Raw genomic sequence first — 17,869 nt, forward strand, 5'->3', positions numbered from 1 at the left:
CTATCGCACCTCCGTGCGTGCTGTCACGCCGCGTGGACGACGGATTTGGCGGAGACGCCCTCCACCAGGGCGCGCAGCTCGTCATGCTCGGCGGCGGTGAGGTCGGTGAGCGGCGTGCGCACCGGCCCGGCGTCGCGCCCGACCACGCGCATGCCGGCCTTGACGATCGACACCGCATAGCCGCGGCCCCGGTTGCGCAGCGCAATATAGGGCAGCACGAACGCCTTGAGCCGGGCCATCACCTCGTCCTGCCGGCCGGCGCGGACGGCGCGATAAAAGTCCAGCGCCCATTCGGGCATGAAGTTGAAGATCGCCGAGGAATAGGTGGTGACGCCCATGGTGAGATAGGGGGTCGCGAAGGTCTCGGCCGTCGGGAGTCCGCCGATATAAGTGAGCCGATCGCCCATCCGCGCGAAGATGCGGGTCATCAGCTCGATATCGCCCACGCCGTCCTTGAAGCCGACCAGGTTGGGATTGCGCTCGCACAGGCCGGCCAGCGTCTCGTCGCTCACCACCGCATTGTCGCGATTATAGACGATCACGCCCAGGCCGGTGGAGCGGCAAACCGCCTCGATATGCGCGGCCAGGCCTTCCTGGCTCGAGCCGACCAGGTAGGGCGGCAGCAGCAACAGGCCGTCCGCCCCCGCCTTTTCCGCGCCCCGGGCGATCTCGGTGGCGATGGCGGTGCCATAGCCGCAGCCCGAGATCACCGGCAGCCTGCCCGCCCCTTCCGCCACCGCGGCGGCGACGACGGTGACGACCTCGGCGGGCGTCAGCGAGAAGAACTCGCCGGTGCCCCCGGCGGCGAACAGGCCCGACAGCTCGTGCGACAGCATCCAGGCGCAATGCTCGCGATAGGCATGCTCGGCAAAGACGCCATCGGCATCGAAATGCGTGACCGGAAAGGACAGGAGGCCGCCGCCGAGGCTGCGTGCCATTTCAACCGGATTCCAGTTCGTCACGATCGTCTCCTAGTCGCCGCCCGTCGGTCGAGGGCAGTCTTGGTTCGATCGCTAGCTATTGAGTCCGCGACACGCCGTCCAAACCAAAGCCGCGATGGATCGATGCAAGACTTGGCTCGATCCGAATCGCTGCCCGGGCCCGGCCGGGCAGCGGCTCAGCGCGCGGCGGCCTTGGGAAGCGCCACCGCCGAGGCGGAACGTTCCGGAGCGGGCGCGAAGCTGCCGCCCATGGCCGCGCGGCGGGAACCGGCGGAGAAGGGAACGACCTCCGCTCCGCCGACCGGGGGCGCCGCAGGGCGGCCCCGCCGGGCGCGGCGCTCGCGCCGCAGCCGCCGCAGGGGTTCCACCAGGCGCGCGACGAGCACGTCCACGATCCCCTCGCCATGGGCGTGCTCCAGATAGACCAGCCCGGCGGCGGCGGCCGCCCACAAGCCCAGGTTCAGCATCTCGGCCAGGAGGACATGGGCAGCGAAATTGGCCTCGATCGATGCCGCCAGCTTCAGATGCAGCACGACCAGCACGATCGACACGAGGATCCCGGCCGCGCTTTCCTTGCGCCGGGGCGGCTTGCCCAGCAGGATCGCGAACCAGGGGATGAGCAGGCAGAACAGCACGCTGTCCGCTCGCATCACCAGCGCGGTCAGCGCCAGGCGGCGTTCCATGGGCGTCCCGTCGCGCGCCTTCTGCACCAGGGCCCCGCCCGAAAGCATGTCGAACTGATGCATCGCATCATTGTCGACCACGCCGCTCGCGGGCGGCCTGCCGGAGAAATCCATGCGGTCGAAGCGAACGGCACGGGCCTGGCCCGGCCCCGCCCCGATCACGCCGACACCGTTGCGGAGCCGCAATCGCACGCCGCCGTCCGGCGAGAAGCCGATATCGGCGCGGGGGGCGCTGAAGCTGTCCTCGCCGCGGCGGACGACGACATCCTCGAGATGACGCGCGCGCCCGCCTCCGATGCCGCCGACGAAGATCGTGGTCCCGGCATCGAGCTCGATCGGCTGGCCGACCGGCAAGGGCAATCCATGCTCCCCCGTCTGGAGCTCATGGTAGATGGCGTCGAGCGCCCGCTCGCCGGCGGGCCGCAGCTCGAACCGGATGGCGAACTGGGCGCCGGCGACGAGCGCCGCGAAGGCAAGCGGAACCGCCATGATGCGCAGGCGGCTCATGCCCGCCGCCGCGGCGATCTGCCATTCGCCGCGCAGGATCATCTGCCGCACGGTGAGCGCCGAGGCCAGCATCAGCGCCACGGGCACCGCGGCACTCAGATGCTCCGGGACCAGCGCGAGGTTGAGCCGGACCAGCAGCGCCATCGCGTCGCTGCTCTTCTCCACTTCCGCGAGCAGGCGGCGCAGATTCTCCAGGGCGAGGATCGCCGGAATGATCGAAACGATCACGGCGAACCGGACCGCGATCTTCGCGCCCCAGTATCGATCGAAGATGCCGCCGATCACTTCAGCTCCGCGGCGAGAAGCCGAAACCGTGCAGATACTGCATCTGCACGTTCACGGTCGTGATGCCGGCGCCGGCGACCACCCTGGCCTGCTCGATGGTCGGCTTGCTGCGCACCAGCGCCCGGTTCGCGGGTATGCCCGCGCCGTCGCTCCAGAAGGAGAATTTGTCGCGCCCCACGCGGTTGTGCCGCAGCAGCACCGCATAGGTGCCCGGCTGCGGGACACGCACGCAGATCGCCACATTGCCCGCATTGGGCAGGCGCGACCGGGTCCGGCGGAAAACCTTCCCCTCGGCGACCAGATCCGTGTCGGAACGCAGATAGTCGCTTTCGTTCGCCGGATAGAGCTCGAGCCAGAGTTCGCCGCTGCGATCCTTCAGTCCCTGGACATTGACCTGGATGGCCGGGCCTTGGCCGTTCCGGCAGTAATCCGAATCCTCGCCGATCTGCGCGCTCGCCGCCGGCGCGGAGGCGATTGCAGTCCAGGCGATTGCCAAGGCGATCCCAATCCGCGTGCAGTGCATTCCGCGCCATCCCCCATCGTCTTCCCGGGGTCAGACGACACGGCGCGGACCGACTCTCACTTCCGCCCGCGAAAAATCCTCATCGGCGCGCCGGCAGGTCGCGACGGACATAGACGAGGAGGCGCTCGTCCTCGCGCGGCTGCGACAGCGCGAGCGCATAGTCGCGCCGCAATGCCGCATCGATCACCGCCTTGCTGTCCGCGTTCCAGGGCGAGAGCGGCGCATCCAGCGTGACGATCACCGGCGGCCGCCCCGCGACGATCCGGCGGACCTCCGCCGCCTCGTCCGTGCCGGTCGCGCCCTGCTCGGCGGCATAGGCCAGGGTGGAGGGAAAGGCATAGCGCGTGGGGACACAGGCATGCGCGAGGACATAGAGCGCCGAATCCCCGGCGAAGACATAGGGGCAGCCGGCCTGCGAATGCGCCTCGATCTCCCGCGCCGCCGCATAGACGCCCGCGCGATAGTCGTGCTCGGTCGAAAGATGGAATGCCCCCAGCGCGAGCGCGGCGAGCGCGGTGAAGCCCTGGGCCAGCCGCGATGCGCCCAGCGCCGGGCCGGCGATCATCGCCAGCGGCGCGAGCAGCGGCAGCGCATAATGATCGAAGAACGCGCCGATCATCGCGAAGGCGATCAGCGCGGCCGCCAGCCAGGCGAAGCAGAGCGCCAGTTCCTCGCGCCGATCGGCGAAGCGGCGGGCGAGGATGGCGGCCAGGATGAAGGGCGAGAGCTGCGCCGTCGTTCCCGCCAGCCGCGCGGCGATCTTACCGGCCGGATAGCCCCTTCGCAGGGCGATCGAGGCGAAGTTGGAGAACCAGAAGCTGTCGAACGCCGCCGGGCCCAACGCTTCGAAATAGAGGATCGCGGCCAAGGTGGGCGCGATGCCGAGCGCCGCCCACAGGATGCCGGCGCCAAGGGTGAGCACGGGCCGCGCGCCGGCCCGGTGGAGATACCAGAGATGGGCGAGCCCGAAGAACGCCCCCTCCACCAGCGGCGTGTACTTGATCTGGATGGCGAGGCCGGCGAGCAGGCAGGCGAACGCGCCGCTGAGGACGATCGCGCCGATCTCGCGGCGGCGCGCCCGCTCGGGCAGGCACAGGACCAGATATCCCCCCGCCGCCATCAGCAGATTGTAATAGACCGGCGTCTGGCCGCCGCGCCCGCTCAGGAAAGACAGCCACAGCACATAGGCGCAGGCGGCGAGCAGCGCGCCGAGAGGGCGGGCGCCCAGGCGCCGCGCACCCAGCGCCACGATCAGCCCCGCCGCCGCCGCGCACAGCGTCGCGACCAGCTGATAGGCGAGGATGCCGTCGCCGGGCAGCAGCCGCATGGCGGCGAAGAGCAGGAACAGCCCGACCGGCTTGCGGTCCCAGATATCGAGATAGGGTAGCGCCCCGTGCAGCATCCGGTCGCCGACGAGCAGATAATATTGCTCGTCGACATGGATCGCCGGATTGCCGAAGTCGCGCCAGCGCACCGCCACCGCGAACACCAGCAGAATCAGGAACCACACCGCGTTCCGGCGCGCCTGCCCCCTCGTCATCCCCCTCGCCCTTCTCCGTTCGACCCCGCCAAATCCTATGCGGTCCGGCCCGCGCCGTCATGGAAACTATTTTCCCGAAGCGATGTGGGGATCGCCTCTCGCGGTGTCGTCAGGGCGATATCGGGGAGAGCGAAACGCGACGCCGGGCGAGAAATCCCGCCGCCGCCGCGCTCGATCTCGAGAAGTTGCCGGGGATTGGGACGGAATATGTACGTCGATCTGGAACGCGAGTTGCCGCTATCGATGCGCCGCGGCGCGGAAGATGCCGCCGTGGATTGGACCGTGATCGTCCCGTTCTTCAACGAGCGGGAGCTTCTCGCCGACACCATCGCCAGCCTCGCGCGGCAGATCGTGCCCTTCCGGCTGATCCTGGTCGACAACGGCTCGACCGACGGCAGCGCTGCCGTTGCGGAGGCGGCGGCGCGCAGGCACCGCCTCGACTATATGCTGGTCACCGAGCGCACGCCCGGCAAGGTTTCCGCGCTGCGTGCCGGTTTCGGCTGGTCCCGCACGCGCTGGACCGCGACCTGCGACGCCGACACGCTGTATCCGCCGCACTATCTCGCCACCGCGGGCGAGCTGCTGTCGCGGCGCAATTGCGTGACCGCCGGCGCTTATTTCGTCGACCCCGGCGCGAACGCGGACGACCGCGCGGCACGGGCGGGAACGATCCGCCTGGCCGCCCGCCTGCTGCCGCGGCAGTCGCATGCCGGCGGCGCCGGCCAGGCCTTCTGCACCGCGACGCTGCGCGCCGTGGGCGGCTTCGACCCAGATCGCTGGAACTTCGTGCTGGAGGACCATGAGGTGATCCACCGCATGATGCCCAGGGGCAGGATGCTCTATTCCGAGGCATTCTGGTGCATGCCTTCGCCCCGCGAGCGCGATCGCCATTCGATCCGCTGGAACCTGTTCGAGCGGCTGACCTATTCCGTCACGGCGCCCTGGGCCGGCGACTGGTTCTTCTATTCCTTCCTTTCAAGGCGGCTCCGCCGACGCCGGCTGCTCAGCCAGTGCATCCGCGAGCGCCAGTTCCAGCAGATCGAGGAGACCGAGCTTGTCCCGACTCATTCTGTGCGCTGACGATTTCGCCTATTCGCGGGGAGTGAGCGAGACGATCGTCGAGCTCGCCAAGGCGGGCAAGCTCAACGCCATCAGCTGCATGACCGGCATGCCGGGCTGGCACGAGGACAGCCTGCTGCTCCGGGCGGTGCCGCCGCATGTCCAGATCGGCCTGCACCTCACCCTGACCGGCGAGCGGCCGCTTACGCCGATGCCGGAGCTCGCGCCGCGCGGCGTGCTGCCCGACATCAACACGCTTCAGCGCCGGGCGGCGCGCTGGAACCTGCCGTTCGGCGAGATCGCCGACGAGATTCGCGCGCAGTTCGCGGCGTTCGTCCAGGCGATGGGCCGCGCGCCCGATTTCGTGGATGGCCACCAGCATGCGCATGCCCTGCCCGGCATCCGCGAGATCGTGCTCGCCGAAGTCGCCTGCCGCGCGCCCCAGAGCTGGGTCCGCGCCTGTTCGGACCGGTTCTCCTCGATGGTGCAGCGTCCTTTCCTGGGCAAGGCGATCGGCAGCAGCTTCCATACAAGGGGCTTCCGCCGCGCCGCCGCCGCCTATGGCATCGCGACCAATGACAGCTTCGGCGGCCATTATGACTTCGCCAGGGACTATGCCCGGCTCTTCCATCGCTTCCTGCGCGGCGGGCGCGGCATGCATCTGGTGATGTGCCACCCCGGCGCCGGCGCGCGCGCGGACGACACGATCGCCGGCGCGCGGTGCCGTGAAGCGGAGACCTTGATCAAACTCCCGATCGCCGACATGGCTGCGCGCGCAGGGATGGCGTTCCCCGGACGAGCGGAGGGTCGGCGCGAAAGTGTCGCAAGAAGATCTGAAGGCCATTTTCATTGCGCAGCGGCCCATGTTGCGGCGGCTTCTGGCCGCGCGGCTGGGTAGTCGCGACGATGCCGAAGATGCACTCCAGGACCTATGGTTGAAGCTCGACCAGGTTCAGGCGCCGATCGCGCAGCCTGCGGCCTTCCTGTACCGGATGGCCGCGAACCACGCGACGGATCGCCGCATCGCAGCCGCGCGCCGCGTGGCGCGCGACGGTGCATGGCTCGCGGCGCAGTCGCCGCCGCCCGCGATCGCCGACCCGGAAAGCGCGATGGCCGCGGCGGACGATCGGCGGGCGCTGGAGCGGGCGATCGCCGCGATGCCCGAGCGCATGGCGACGGCGTTGCGCATGTTCAGGCTGGAGGAGCGGCCGCAACGGGCGGTCGCGGAGCATCTGGGCATCAGCGTGAGCGGCGTCGAGAAGCTGCTGGCGCGTGCCTATCGCAAGATTCACGATTCGCTGTCGGAGCCCGATGCTTCGGGCGAGACGAAAGGGGGCAGCAATGACGGCTGACCGAGTGAGCATCGTCGATCAGGCGATCGCCTGGCACTTGCAGCTTGCCGAAGCGGACGAAACCGGCTGGGCGGCGTTCGTCGCCTGGCTCGAGGCGGACCCCGCGCATGCCGAGGCCTATGACCGCCTGGCGACCGGCGACCGGCTGCTGGACGCGGCGGCTTTCGCCCCGGCCCCCGCGCCCGTTGCCGACAACGACAATCCGCCCGAGCCGCGCCGGTGGCGGTGGGCGCTCGGCGGGGGCGGCGCGGTCGCCGCGGCGCTCGCGGTGGCGGCGCTCCAGCCGGGCCTGCTCAAGCCGGCGCCGAGCACCTATGTCGTCGCCACGGCCAATGGCGAACGCAGGACGGTGACGCTCGGGGACGGCACGCGCATCGAGCTTGGCGGCGGCACTTCGATCCGGCTCGACCGCGCCGACGATCGCGTCGCGTCGCTCGATCGCGGCGAGGCGGTGTTCCATGTGCGCCACGATGCGGCCCGGCCGTTCACGGTCGACGCCGACGGCGTCGCGGTGCGCGACCTCGGCACGGTGTTCGACCTCGCCGTGGCGGACAAGCGGGTCCATGTCGCCGTGGCCGAGGGCTCCGTCATGGTCCGGCCGGAGCGCGAGGCGCTGCGCCTCGGCGCCGGCGACGCGGTGGCGCTCGACCGGAGGAGCGGAAAGATCGCGCGCTCACGCCTGGCGCCGGCGCTGGTGGGCGGATGGCGCACGGGCAGCCTTTCCTTCGACGGCGCCCAGGTGGGCGATGTGGCGGCGGCGCTGACGCGCCTCTATGGTACCGAATTGGTACTGGCCCCGAACTTGTCCAACAAACCCTTTACGGGCATGGTCCGCTTCACCGGAGCTGCCGATCGCGACGTACCGCATCTGGCCGAACTGATCAGGGCAACGTCGCGACGTGAGGGCAATCGCTGGATATTGTCGGAAACGCCATAGGGCCGCGGCATGGGCGCCGGCGCTCGCGCTGCTGCTGGCGCTGCCGTCCCCGCCCGCATGCGCGCAGCGGACCACGCTGACGGTACCGGCAACGACGCTCGACCAGGCATTGCTGATGCTCTCGCGTCAGGCCGGCGTGGAGATCATCAGTACCGAGCCTGGCTTGTCGCGAGTGCGCACGGTCGCGATCAGCGGCGTCCCCAGCCTGGCCGCGGCGCTCTCCCGCCTGCTCGCCGGCACCGGCTACAAGGCGGAGCGCGCCGGTCACGGATATCGGGTCGTGCGCGTGCGTATCGCCCCCGCCCCCGCTCCGCCGCGACCCAGGCAGAGGCCCAAGCCGGCGCCCGCGCCCGCCACGGAACCCGCGGACTCCGACGAGATCGTCGTCGAGGCCAACAAGCAGCGCGTGCCGCTGCTCCGCTATCCGGGCAGCCTGACCACCCTGCGCGGCAACGACATTCCGGCTCCCTCGGGGAACAGCCTGTCGGACATCGCCGGCTCCACCCCGATCCTGCAGAGCACCCTGCTCGGCCCCGGCCGCAACAAGGTCTTCATCCGGGGCGTCGCCGACAGCAGCTTCAACGGCAGCACCCAATCGCCGACCAGTGTCTATTTCGACGACGTCCAGCTGAACTATTCCGGCCCGGACGCGGGACTGCGGCTCTACGACATGCGCAGCATCGACGTGCTCGAAGGACCGCAGGGCACCCTCTACGGCTCGGGAGCGATCGGCGGCGTGATCCGGCTGACCTCCAATCCGGCCAGCGTGACCGATACGTCCGCATCGATGATCGCCGGCACCACCGTCACCGACGATAGCGAGCCCGGGTTCGACATGGCCGGGATCGTCAACGTGCCGGTGGTGCGGGACCGGCTGGGCCTGCGCGCGGTCGCCTATCGCGTGCGGGACGGCGGCTATATCGACGATGCGACCCGGCGCCTGCGCAACACCAATCGCGTCGACACCACCGGCGGACGGCTGGCGCTGCGCCTCGATCCGGGCGTCGGCTGGCGAGTCGAGGCCAGCGGCGCGATCCAGTCGATCGACATGCGCGACGGCCAATATTCCGACGTCGCCGGCAAGGCCCTGGTGCGCTACTCGCGCCTCGCGCAGCCCTTTCACAGCGCGCTCTGGCTGGGCCGCGTCGTCGCTTCGAAGGACTGGGACAGCGGGTTGCGCCTGATCATCGCGAACGGCATCGTCGCGCAGCATTCGGTCGAACAGTTCGACGCCTCGCCGCGCGGCCCGGGGCCGACGACGCGATATCGCGCCGACCGCGACAAGCTGCTCGTCAGCCACGAGACCCGCCTCTCGCGCTCGCTCGGCAACGGCAATTCCTGGGTGGTCGGCTTCGCGCTGGTCAGCGATCGCGACATTCTCGCGCGCGCGCTCGAAACCTCGGCCACGGATCGTTCGCTGATCGGCGTCACCAACGTGTCGCGCGCCGCCTCCCTGTTCGGCGAGGCGAGCTTCGCGGTATCCGACGATCTCTCGCTGACCCTGGGCGCGCGCGCCACCATGGGCCGCAACGATGGCGAACCCTCCAGCACGCCGCGCGGCGGCAGCTTCACCAAGGGGCGATCGACGCACCGGATCGATCCCACTCTCGCCTTCTCCTGGCGGCTGGCCCCCATGCTCGCGATGTTCGGCCGCTTCCAGACAAGCTACCGCACCGGCGGCCTCGCAGTCGCGGCGGGGACCGGCCGTGTCGCGGACTATCTCTCCGATGTCATCCAGGTGGGCGAAATCGGCCTTCGCAAGCTGCGCACCGGCCCGACCGGCCTTGCCTTCTCGCTGGATCTGTCGACCGCGCACTGGCGCAATATCCAGGCCGACCTCATCACCCAGCGCGGCCAGCCCTATACGGCGAATATCGGCGACGCCCGGATCCGCGCGATCGAGGCCAATTTCGATTGGGTGCCGATCGCCGGCCTCCATGCCGGCGGATCGATCTTCTACACCGCCAATCGAGTGACCGGGCCGATCGCCAATGCCTCCCGGCGCGACAACCGGCGCCTTCCCGAAACGCCGCCGCTCGCTGCCGCCGCCAGCCTTTCCTACAGCGCTCCCTCCCACCGTTTCGCGCCGCGTTTCGGCGTGACCGCCAATTATATCGGGCGCTCGGTGCTCGGCACGGGCGATTTCCTCGACATCAGCCAGGGCCGCTATTGGGTGATGGGCGCTTCGGCGGGCGCGCGCATCGGCCGCGTCGAAGTGTCGCTCGATATCGACAATCTCTTCAATGCCGCCGCCAACCGGTTTGCCTTCGGCAATCCCTTCACGCTCGTCGTGCGCGACCAGGCGACGCCATTGCGGCCGCGCAGCGCGCGCCTTGGCATTGCCGTCAATTGGTGAGACGGACGCATCCGTGATGGAAAACCGCCCAATGTCCGAGGATCCGAGGTCCGATCAGGAGCATCCGCAGCGCCAGCGCCTGCTGCGCTGGCTCGGAATAGCGCTGTCGGTCGTCACGCTGGGCGCCATCGTATTCGCCGTCCGCGGGCTGGATTTCGGCGACCTGCTGCGGTCCACGCCCGGCGACCCGCTGTTCTGGCTGGCCTTCATCGCCTCGTACCTGCTCGTCCCGGGCGTGGAATGGCTGATCTATCGCAAGCTCTGGCACCTGCCGCCAAGCGGCATGCTGCCGTTGCTGCGCAAGCAGGTCGCGAACGAGCTGCTGCTCGGCTATTCGGGCGATGCGCAACTCTATCTATGGGTGCGCCAGCACGGGGGCGGCGCGAGCGCGGCCGCCGCGGTGAAGGACGTCGCCATTCTCTCCGCCGCCGCCGGCAACGTCGCGACGCTGGCCATGATGGCGGCGACGGCACCGATGCTCTGGTCGCTGATCGATACCGGCTGGCTGCGGGCACTGGGCATATCCATCGGGCTGGTCACTCTCGTCTCGCTGGCGATCTTCCTGTTCCGCAACGCGCTGTTCGGCCTGTCGAACCGCCAGCTCTGGCAGATCTTCGTCGCCCATCTGCTGCGGCTGTTCCTGTCGATCCTGCTGCTCGCGGTGATGTGGCACGTGCTCGTCCCCCAGGCGACGGTGGCCTGGCTGCTGCTGCTTGCCACGGTCCGCCTGATGCTCTCGCGCCTGCCGCTGTTCCCGAACAAGGACGCATTGTTTGCCGGCGCGACGATATTCGCGCTGGGCGCCGGATCGGATACCTCGCGCGCGATCGCGCTGGTGGCGGCACTCACCATCGCCGCGCACATCGCCTTGCTGCCGCTGACCTATCTGCCCCTGCTGCGCAGCTGGCTGCCCGGGTCCAACCGCGCCGGACGGGTGAAGGATCGGCCCATGACCGAGCCGGAATAGGAGCGCGGAACCTTCAGAAGCGCGCGTCGAGGCCCAGGCGGATGGTCCGCGGCCGCAGCGGCGTCATCTGATTGCGCTGGGCCAGGCCGAACGGGTTGCCAAAGGCGAAGCTGTTGCCGCGGACGTCGCCGAGATTCGTGACGTCCAGCGAGATGCCGAACCGGCCAAGGCCCAGGCGGCTGCCGATGTCGCCAACGGAATAATTCCCCTGCGGGATATCGAGCAGCGGCCCGACGCCCAGCCGTGACGCTCCGACATGACGTAGAGAGGCCTCGCCGCTGAGCGTGACCCCCGATGCGATCTCGCGCCGCCAGGCCGCGACGGCCCGCGCACCGTTGCGCGCCACGTTCGGCAGGGTCCGCTCGCCCGGAGCGACGAACTCCGGTGCGGGTGCGTAGAGATCGCTGTTGTTCAGGAAGGCCGATGCGGTGATCGTCAGGTCCGGCGACGCGCGCCATATGATATCGCCATCCAGGCCGTAGATCCTCCCGCTGCCGATATTGGCGGTATAGGGAAGGCCCGAGCGGTCGATAAGGTCGGCCTGGATATTGTTCCAGTCGGCATAGAAGAAGGCGGCGCGGACCGACAGGCGGTCCCGCTCCTGGTTGCCCAGGCGAATGCCGAACTCGCTCATGATCAGGTCGTCGGTCGCGAACTTGCGGGATTCCAGCGCGGATCCGGACGGCGCCACGGCCAGACCGCCGGCGCGATATCCCTGCTGATAATGGAGGAAGGCCGAGAACTTCCTACTCGGGTGCCAGTCCAGCGCCACGGTCGGCGAGAAGCGCAGCTCATTGATGAACGGCTCCTTCGACTTCTCCACCGGGCTGTCGAGCAGATTGCCGACGTTGCGCGCGAACGTGACTCGGCCGCCGATCGTGCCGGTGAGGCGACGGAACAACGGCCGCGAGAGCTGGCCGAATATGGCCGCCTCCGCCTGCTGGTTGAGGACGCCCGCGATCCGTGCGGGCGCCTCGGGAGGCCCGAGCGAACGGGACGATGCGCTGATGTTGTAGATGCTCGAAATGCCCACCACCCAGGGATAGCTTCCGCCGCCGCCGGACAGCCGCGTCTCCTGGTTGAAGAGCGTGATGTTGTTGTTTTCCTCATAGCGCGCGGGCGCACCGGAACCGTCATGGCCCGTCGCGTCGAAAATGGTCCGCAAGTCGTGGCGGACGATCGACGTGGTCGAGACCAGCTCGGCACGCCCGAACTTCCGGCGCGCGGTGAGATAGGCCAGGTAATAGGTGTTCCTGAAAGGCTGGGCGATCGCATTGTCCCGGGTCAGCGGCGGATCGCCACGGACCGTGTACTGCCCGTCCTGGGTGGACGTATTGTGGGTGGCGGTGCCGAAATCGACGGTGAAGCCCCACAGATCCTCGACGCGCCAGGCCATGCGCTGGCCATAGCTGGTCGTATTGTTGATGTTCCGCCGCCCGCGCGCGGGCGCGTCGATATACCCTGCCTCGCGCGTGGCGAACGCGACGAAGCGGACGGCGACCCGGCCATCGGCGATCGGCAGGTTGAGCATCGTGGCGCCATCGCCGCCCACGCCGCCGCGCCGGGTGCCGCTGACCCCGGCAGACACCGTCGTCGACAGTGCATGCGTGTCCGGTTCGTTGGGCACGAGGCGGATGATGCCGCCGAGCGAGCTCGCGCCGTAAAGCGTGCCCTGCGGCCCCACCAGCACTTCGATGCGCTGCATGTCATAGAGGTTCAGGTTCGGGTCCGGTGCGTTGTAGTTGAGCCGGACGTCTCCGAGATACTGGCCGACCGTGGCCTGGGTCGGACCATTGAAGCTGCTGTCCGCGATGCCGCGAATGAACAGCTTGTTGCGCGCCGAGCCCAGATTGGTGGACCCGACCGAGGGCAGCAGCTTGGTGATCGCGGCCGTGCCCCCGGCGGCATTGCGCGCCACCCAGCCGGGATCGAGCGCGACGAGCTTGACCGAGCCCGGATAGCTGTCGACCGGGATGGACTGCTTGCTGGCGGTGACGACGATTTCCGGCGACCAGTCGGGCAGGGCCGGCGGAGCGGGCGGCGGCTGGCGCCTCCGGGCCTGCTTCGCCGGCGGGCGTTTCCGCACGATGCGAACGGTATTGCGGTCGTAGAAGATCGCTTCCGCGCCGGTCCCCCGCAGGGCGCGGTCGAGCGCGGCGCGCAGGGGAAAATTGCCCCTGACGCCGGGGGAGCGTCTGGCGGCAAGGTCCGGGTCGGTCACCGCGATGGTGGCGCCGCCCTGCTCGCCCAGGGCAGCCGCGACCGCACCCAGACGGCCGGGCGGAACGTCGAACCGCTGCGCATGCGCGATGTCGACACCGAAAAAGGAAGCCGCGGCGAGTGCCGCCCTGCTAGCGTTCCGCACCGGCAGCGGTCATGGTCCAGCCTCCGGTGTTCGGTGCGAACGTCACGTCCAGGGCCGGAGTCAGGCGCTTGAGCTCGTCGGGGCCGGTACCGCGCAGGGCGATCGCGCCGGAAAACGGGCGGTCCGCGATATCGGGAGCGGCGACGATGCGCATGCCGAGCGCCCTGCCGAGATCCGCCGCCACTTGCGACAAGGGCTCTCCGGAATAGACGAGCCGCCCCGTCCGCCAGCCCCCGACCGAACCGATCGCGGCACGAGACACCCGGGGCGCCCCGGCCGAAGACGGATCGAACACCGCCTGCCCGGCATCCAGGGAGATCTTCCGTCCCCCGGTCTCGTAGAGGACCTTGCCCTCGGCGACCGCCACGCGAACCGCCGCCGCGTCACGCACCACGTTGAACACGGTGCCGACATCCACGACCTTGCGGCCGGCGACCTCGAGCGTGAACGGCCTGGCGCCGTCATGCTGGACCTGGAACAGCGCCTCTCCGGCTTCCAGCGATGCGAAGCGCGGATCCTTGCGGTCGAAGCGCATGCGCGTCGCGCCATTCAGGGTGACCTGCGTGCCCGCTTCCAGGCTGATCGTCCGGCGCTGCCCGGGATCGGTCGTCACTTCGTACCGGCTGCTGGCGCCCGGCGGCAGCAAGACCAGCGCGGCGACAGCCGCCGCGACCGCCGCGCCGCCGCCAAGCCCCCACCAGCGCCAGCCCGGCCGCTGTCGCCGGAGCTCGGCATCAGCGTCCACATCGGCATCGGCATCGGCATCGGCATCCACATCGTTCGCCGCTTCCCGGAAGGTCACCCCCGGCAATAGCGGCTCCAGCGCGAGATCGGCCTGCTCGATCTCATCGTAGAGTGCCGCGTGGATCGGGTCCTCGGCCAGCCACTCGGCGAATCCCTCCCATGCCGCATCGTCGCCATGGCGCAGGCGGATGTGCCATTCGATCGCGCGGGCGCGCACGCTGTCCTGTGCCTCAGATGTCATGACGACCTCTCTCGATCCTGAGATGCCGCGAACCGCCGCCATCCCCATCAAGCCGAAACTTCGCGGCGGCAATGGCCTCATAGGCGCGCGCGAGATGCTTTTCGACCGCGCTGACGCTGATGCCGAGATCCGCGGCGATCTGGCGCTGGGGTTCGCCTTCGATCCGGAAGCGCCGGAAGATGGTGCGGGTCCGCTCCGGCAGCCCGTCGAGCACGCGCTGCAGGAGCGCGAGCTGCTCACGGGCGATCAGATGCGCCTCGACCGAAGGCCGCTCGTCAATCTCCCGCTCCTCCCCGCTATGCGCATCGACCCAATCCTCCTCGCGCCGCACGCGCCGTCCCACGGTGCGGCGCCATCCGAGGAAATGGTTGTTCGTCATGCGATAGAGATAGGCGCGCGGCTCGGCGACCGGGCCGATCCTCTCCTCCAGCAGCTTGAGATGAACTTCCTGGAGAATGTCCTCGGCCTCGTCCGCGGTCGCGCCGCGCAGCGAGAGATAGCGCGACAATGCGGAGCGGCTCTCGGTGAAGGTCCGCACCAGACCGCCACCGGCGAGACTCTGCCCATCGCGCTCATCCTCCGACATGCCGCGGTACTAGCCTTGGAGCCGGCCACTAACAATCCGGTGCCGAGAGCGTAACGAACGGCCCGGATCCCGGCGCGCGGTGGTGCCGATTTTTTTGATGAGGGTGGCCGAAGGCGCCGGTGTCTCAGGCAGGAAAGGAGACAGACGGTGCGCAACGAAACGCTGACGAGCCTGGAAATCACGGTGCTCGCGCTCGCCTGCCGCGATCCACTGTCGAGCATTTTGCCGAGGAAACGGTTTGCGCTCTATCCGCTCGGTCCCCGTCCCCATTCGCCCCTGGCGAACCCGCGCCTGGAGGCGCTTCGCCGCTTCGTGATCCTGTATCGCCTTCACGGCCGGGAGCTGCCGGCGGCCGAACGCGCGCGCATCCGGGCCGCCGGCTATGATCCGCGCCAGATCGCCGCGATCGAGAAGTTCCTTGCGCCGGCGGGCTTCCCGCAAGGCAGCGGCTGTCACCTCCCCGCGCACACCGCCCGAGGCTGGCGCACGATCTTCACTGGCTGGCAACGGCCTCGATGCCGGCGCGCGCCTCATCCCATCCCCAACCGCTCCCGCGAACCCCGCGGAGCCATTTTTGTGAGAATATCCGTGAACGGTCCAATCAGCACGCCCTTCTGCCTCGCGATCGCCACCGCGCTTCTGACGCTCTCGAGCGTCCCGTCGGCGGCACAATCCCAGAACCAGGTCCAGCCGCAGCAACAGCGCAATGGCGACCATGTCGTGATCGGCGTCGGCGCGGGCTATGGTCCGGCCTATCCGGGCGCCGAGGATTATCGCGTCATGCCCCTTCCCGTGATCGACATTGCATGGGGACCCTTCTTCGCCAATCTGCGCAACGGCATCGGCATCAACGCCGTCGACACGGATCACGTCACGATCGGCGCGAGCGTGGCCATGATGCCCGGCTACCGCAGCAAGGACGCGCCCCGGGGAATTGGCGAGCTCTCCTTCGGTGCCGGCGCGCGCGGCTTCATGAGCCTCAAGGCCGCCGGCTTCGTCGCGACGATCGGAGCAACCAAGGGCTTCGCCGGGGGCACCAAGGGCCTCATCGCGGATGCCAGCCTCTCCCGGCCGGTCTTCGTGTCGTCCCGCTTCATGCTCGTTCCCACCGTCGCGGCAAGCTGGGCCGATGGGAAGCACAACGACCGGTTCTTCGGGGTGAATGCTGCGCAGTCCCGCGCTTCGGGCCTGCGGCAATATCGCCCGGGGAGCGGCTTCAGCGACGCTTCGGCCATGCTGACCGCCCAATATCGCCTGACCGACCGCATCAGCCTCGCCGCCACCGGCGGCGTCACCACGCTGCTCGGAAGAGTGAAGGACAGCCCGATCGTCGCCCACAAGACTCAGCCGCTCGGCTTCGTGTCCGTCTCCTATCGCCTCGGCCAGTGAGAAGAAGCATCGATCGTAGTTTCCGAACCGGAAAGGGGTAGGCATGGGTTGCCTTCGGCATAATCGAGATCGGCCCGCGAATAGCTTCCGGGCCCGCCATAGACCGGCGGGCCGCCATTCTTCCAGTTCTTCGTCTCGCTGTAATAGAGCAGGCTCCCGCTCGCGCTCCCCGCCTGCCCGGCCCAGCCGATCGCCGGGCCCGGTGCCCCCGTACCCGTCGCGCTGTAATAGTTCACCGTATGGCTCTGCAGCCAGTCCCCGCCCTGCCGCGTCGACCCCTTCTCCGCCAGCACCAGCCCCCGCGCGTCATAGACGATGTCGTAACGGCTGTGCACCGCCATCCCCCAGCCGTCATATTCCACATGGCTGGTGACCCGGCCCAGCAGGTCATAGTCCGTCCGCGCCCGCGTCGTCCCGCCGATCACCACCGTCACCAGCTGGCCCGCCGCGTCATAGGAATAGACTTCCTGCGCCCCCGCGCCCGTCTGCGCGCGCACCCGCGCGCCCGTCGCGTCATAGCCCAGGTCCGTGCCCGCATCCCCGCGCACGATCACCCCGGAACCCGGCGCACCGACCAGTATCCCCCTGGTCGTCACCAGCCGGCTCATGCTGTCATAGCGATACCACCAGCCCTGGCGCGTCGCCGTCCCGGACAGGCTGCCATCCGCCTGCACCGGCAGATAGTCCGTCACGATCGACCGGACATTCCCCGCCGCGTCATAGCTCCAGCGCTTGTCCACCGCGTCCACACCCGACGACAGCGTGTCGCGATAGCGCGTGATCCGGCCCGCCGCGTCATACTCCGCGCTCCCGTCCTGCAACGTCTGCGCCTGGACCGTATCGCGTTGCCCGACCACCTAGGCCGCTATTCACACGCAGGAATAGATCCAACCAGAAATGAGGATCAAGCGCACGCTTGCCGTTGGCACCCCGAAGGTAGACTTCATTCTGGACCGTCGCACCCGGATACTTTGCCCCAAGCTCGGCCCGAACCAAAGTTTCACGGCTCGCTCCCGCGAGCTGATTGGCCCTGACACCCGCAAGTGGTGCACTCTCTGCGGCAGCAAATCTCGCTAAGCTGGCTTAAGTCGTTCGTCAGCTTCGAGCTTTTCGATGAGCTCGTTCCACTCAGGGAAGGGTTCCGAGTTGTTCTGCTTCCAGTCCGAGAACGCCTTTTTGGTAGCTGCAGTGAAGCGCTCAAGATTCGCACCATCAAGAGTGGCAAGGCTGATGAACGGCATATATTCAACGTCCATGGATTCGTAGACGGGCGGGATCAAATCAGGGTCGCTGATTTTGAGCACGTTTCGCGTCAGCTCGGCCACTAGATCAAACCCGCGCGAGCTAAAGGCGACACCCGCATTATTACCAATAATTACTGATCCAGCCATCTT

At 68.7% G+C, this 17,869-nt stretch carries 17 protein-coding genes; 7 read left to right on the plus strand and 10 right to left on the minus strand.

Annotation, left to right across the window (positions count from 1 at the left end):
- Positions 1–23: 23 nt before the first annotated feature.
- The 4 genes from kdgD to ACIQCS_RS11810 all read right to left on the minus strand — a co-directional run bounded on the left by kdgD (position 24) and on the right by ACIQCS_RS11810 (position 4,479).
- On the minus strand, positions 24–938 hold the full coding sequence (gene kdgD / locus ACIQCS_RS11795; RefSeq protein ID WP_345847536.1) for a 5-dehydro-4-deoxyglucarate dehydratase: 915 nt from the start codon (positions 936–938) through the stop codon (positions 24–26).
- Between the two features lie 179 nt (positions 939–1,117).
- A complete protein-coding gene (locus ACIQCS_RS11800) occupies positions 1,118–2,416 on the minus strand; it encodes an LptF/LptG family permease (RefSeq protein ID WP_345847538.1) in 1,299 nt (432 codons plus the stop codon).
- A 1-nt stretch (position 2,417) separates the two neighbouring features.
- Entirely contained in the window at positions 2,418–2,912 is a 495-nt protein-coding gene (locus ACIQCS_RS11805; RefSeq protein ID WP_345847539.1) for a DUF2141 domain-containing protein, read from the minus strand.
- A gap of 106 nt (positions 2,913–3,018) precedes the next feature.
- The gene (locus ACIQCS_RS11810) at positions 3,019–4,479 is read right to left on the minus strand and encodes a hypothetical protein (RefSeq protein WP_345847540.1); all 1,461 of its coding nucleotides are present in this window, start codon (positions 4,477–4,479) and stop codon (positions 3,019–3,021) included.
- Positions 4,480–4,686: 207 nt separating this feature from the next.
- On the opposite strand from ACIQCS_RS11810, the gene ACIQCS_RS11815 reads away from it, so the two are divergent.
- From ACIQCS_RS11815 to ACIQCS_RS11840, 6 genes are read left to right on the plus strand one after another with little or no spacing between them, the layout of a single operon-like run.
- The gene (locus ACIQCS_RS11815; protein ID WP_345847541.1) at positions 4,687–5,559 is read left to right on the plus strand and encodes a glycosyltransferase family A protein; all 873 of its coding nucleotides are present in this window, start codon (positions 4,687–4,689) and stop codon (positions 5,557–5,559) included.
- Complete coding sequence (locus tag ACIQCS_RS11820) at positions 5,534–6,436, plus strand: ChbG/HpnK family deacetylase (RefSeq protein ID WP_345847543.1); 903 nt, start codon at positions 5,534–5,536, stop codon at positions 6,434–6,436. Before ACIQCS_RS11815 ends, ACIQCS_RS11820 begins: the two co-directional genes overlap by 26 nt.
- The gene (locus ACIQCS_RS11825; protein ID WP_345847544.1) at positions 6,402–6,890 is read left to right on the plus strand and encodes a sigma-70 family RNA polymerase sigma factor; all 489 of its coding nucleotides are present in this window, start codon (positions 6,402–6,404) and stop codon (positions 6,888–6,890) included. The genes ACIQCS_RS11820 and ACIQCS_RS11825 overlap by 35 nt, the downstream gene beginning before the upstream one ends.
- On the plus strand, positions 6,880–7,827 hold the full coding sequence (locus tag ACIQCS_RS11830; RefSeq protein ID WP_345847546.1) for a FecR domain-containing protein: 948 nt from the start codon (positions 6,880–6,882) through the stop codon (positions 7,825–7,827). The genes ACIQCS_RS11825 and ACIQCS_RS11830 overlap by 11 nt, the downstream gene beginning before the upstream one ends.
- Entirely contained in the window at positions 7,790–10,183 is a 2,394-nt protein-coding gene (locus ACIQCS_RS11835; RefSeq protein WP_345847548.1) for a TonB-dependent receptor domain-containing protein, read from the plus strand. The genes ACIQCS_RS11830 and ACIQCS_RS11835 overlap by 38 nt, the downstream gene beginning before the upstream one ends.
- A gap of 31 nt (positions 10,184–10,214) precedes the next feature.
- Positions 10,215–11,150, plus strand: coding sequence for a hypothetical protein (locus tag ACIQCS_RS11840; protein ID WP_345847550.1), 936 nt, complete (start codon positions 10,215–10,217; stop codon positions 11,148–11,150).
- A gap of 13 nt (positions 11,151–11,163) precedes the next feature.
- On the opposite strand, the gene ACIQCS_RS11845 is transcribed toward ACIQCS_RS11840, so the two are convergent.
- Genes ACIQCS_RS11845 through ACIQCS_RS11860 form a run of 4 tightly spaced genes read right to left on the minus strand, consistent with a single transcriptional unit; the run spans position 11,164 to position 15,527 of the window.
- Positions 11,164–13,515 carry a TonB-dependent receptor gene (locus tag ACIQCS_RS11845; protein WP_345847552.1) on the minus strand — a complete coding sequence of 784 codons (2,352 nt, stop codon included), beginning with the start codon at positions 13,513–13,515 and terminating at the stop codon, positions 11,164–11,166.
- Complete coding sequence (locus ACIQCS_RS11850; RefSeq protein WP_345847554.1) at positions 13,502–14,500, minus strand: FecR domain-containing protein; 999 nt, start codon at positions 14,498–14,500, stop codon at positions 13,502–13,504. Before ACIQCS_RS11850 ends, ACIQCS_RS11845 begins: the two co-directional genes overlap by 14 nt.
- Positions 14,490–15,086 (minus strand): sigma-70 family RNA polymerase sigma factor, encoded by a 597-nt coding sequence (locus tag ACIQCS_RS11855; RefSeq protein WP_345847555.1) that lies wholly within the window; start codon positions 15,084–15,086, stop codon positions 14,490–14,492. The genes ACIQCS_RS11850 and ACIQCS_RS11855 overlap by 11 nt, the downstream gene beginning before the upstream one ends.
- Before the next feature lie 9 nt (positions 15,087–15,095).
- Positions 15,096–15,527 carry a hypothetical protein gene (locus ACIQCS_RS11860; RefSeq protein ID WP_401530921.1) on the minus strand — a complete coding sequence of 144 codons (432 nt, stop codon included), beginning with the start codon at positions 15,525–15,527 and terminating at the stop codon, positions 15,096–15,098.
- Positions 15,528–15,674: 147 nt separating this feature from the next.
- Between ACIQCS_RS11860 and ACIQCS_RS11865 the strand changes: the two genes are divergently transcribed.
- Positions 15,675–16,475 (plus strand): MipA/OmpV family protein, encoded by an 801-nt coding sequence (locus tag ACIQCS_RS11865; protein WP_345847557.1) that lies wholly within the window; start codon positions 15,675–15,677, stop codon positions 16,473–16,475.
- Here the strand turns inward: ACIQCS_RS11865 and ACIQCS_RS11870 are convergent.
- Both ACIQCS_RS11870 and ACIQCS_RS11875 read right to left on the minus strand, forming a co-directional pair.
- On the minus strand, positions 16,457–17,332 hold the full coding sequence (locus ACIQCS_RS11870) for a hypothetical protein (protein WP_345847558.1): 876 nt from the start codon (positions 17,330–17,332) through the stop codon (positions 16,457–16,459). The two genes, ACIQCS_RS11865 and ACIQCS_RS11870, sit on opposite strands and share 19 nt — an antisense overlap.
- 216 nt (positions 17,333–17,548) lie before the next feature.
- Complete coding sequence (locus ACIQCS_RS11875; RefSeq protein WP_345847560.1) at positions 17,549–17,866, minus strand: hypothetical protein; 318 nt, start codon at positions 17,864–17,866, stop codon at positions 17,549–17,551.
- Positions 17,867–17,869: the final 3 nt, after the last annotated feature.

The organism is Sphingomonas sp. NPDC092440, from assembly GCF_044754985.1.
GTDB lineage: Bacteria > Pseudomonadota > Alphaproteobacteria > Sphingomonadales > Sphingomonadaceae > Sphingomonas.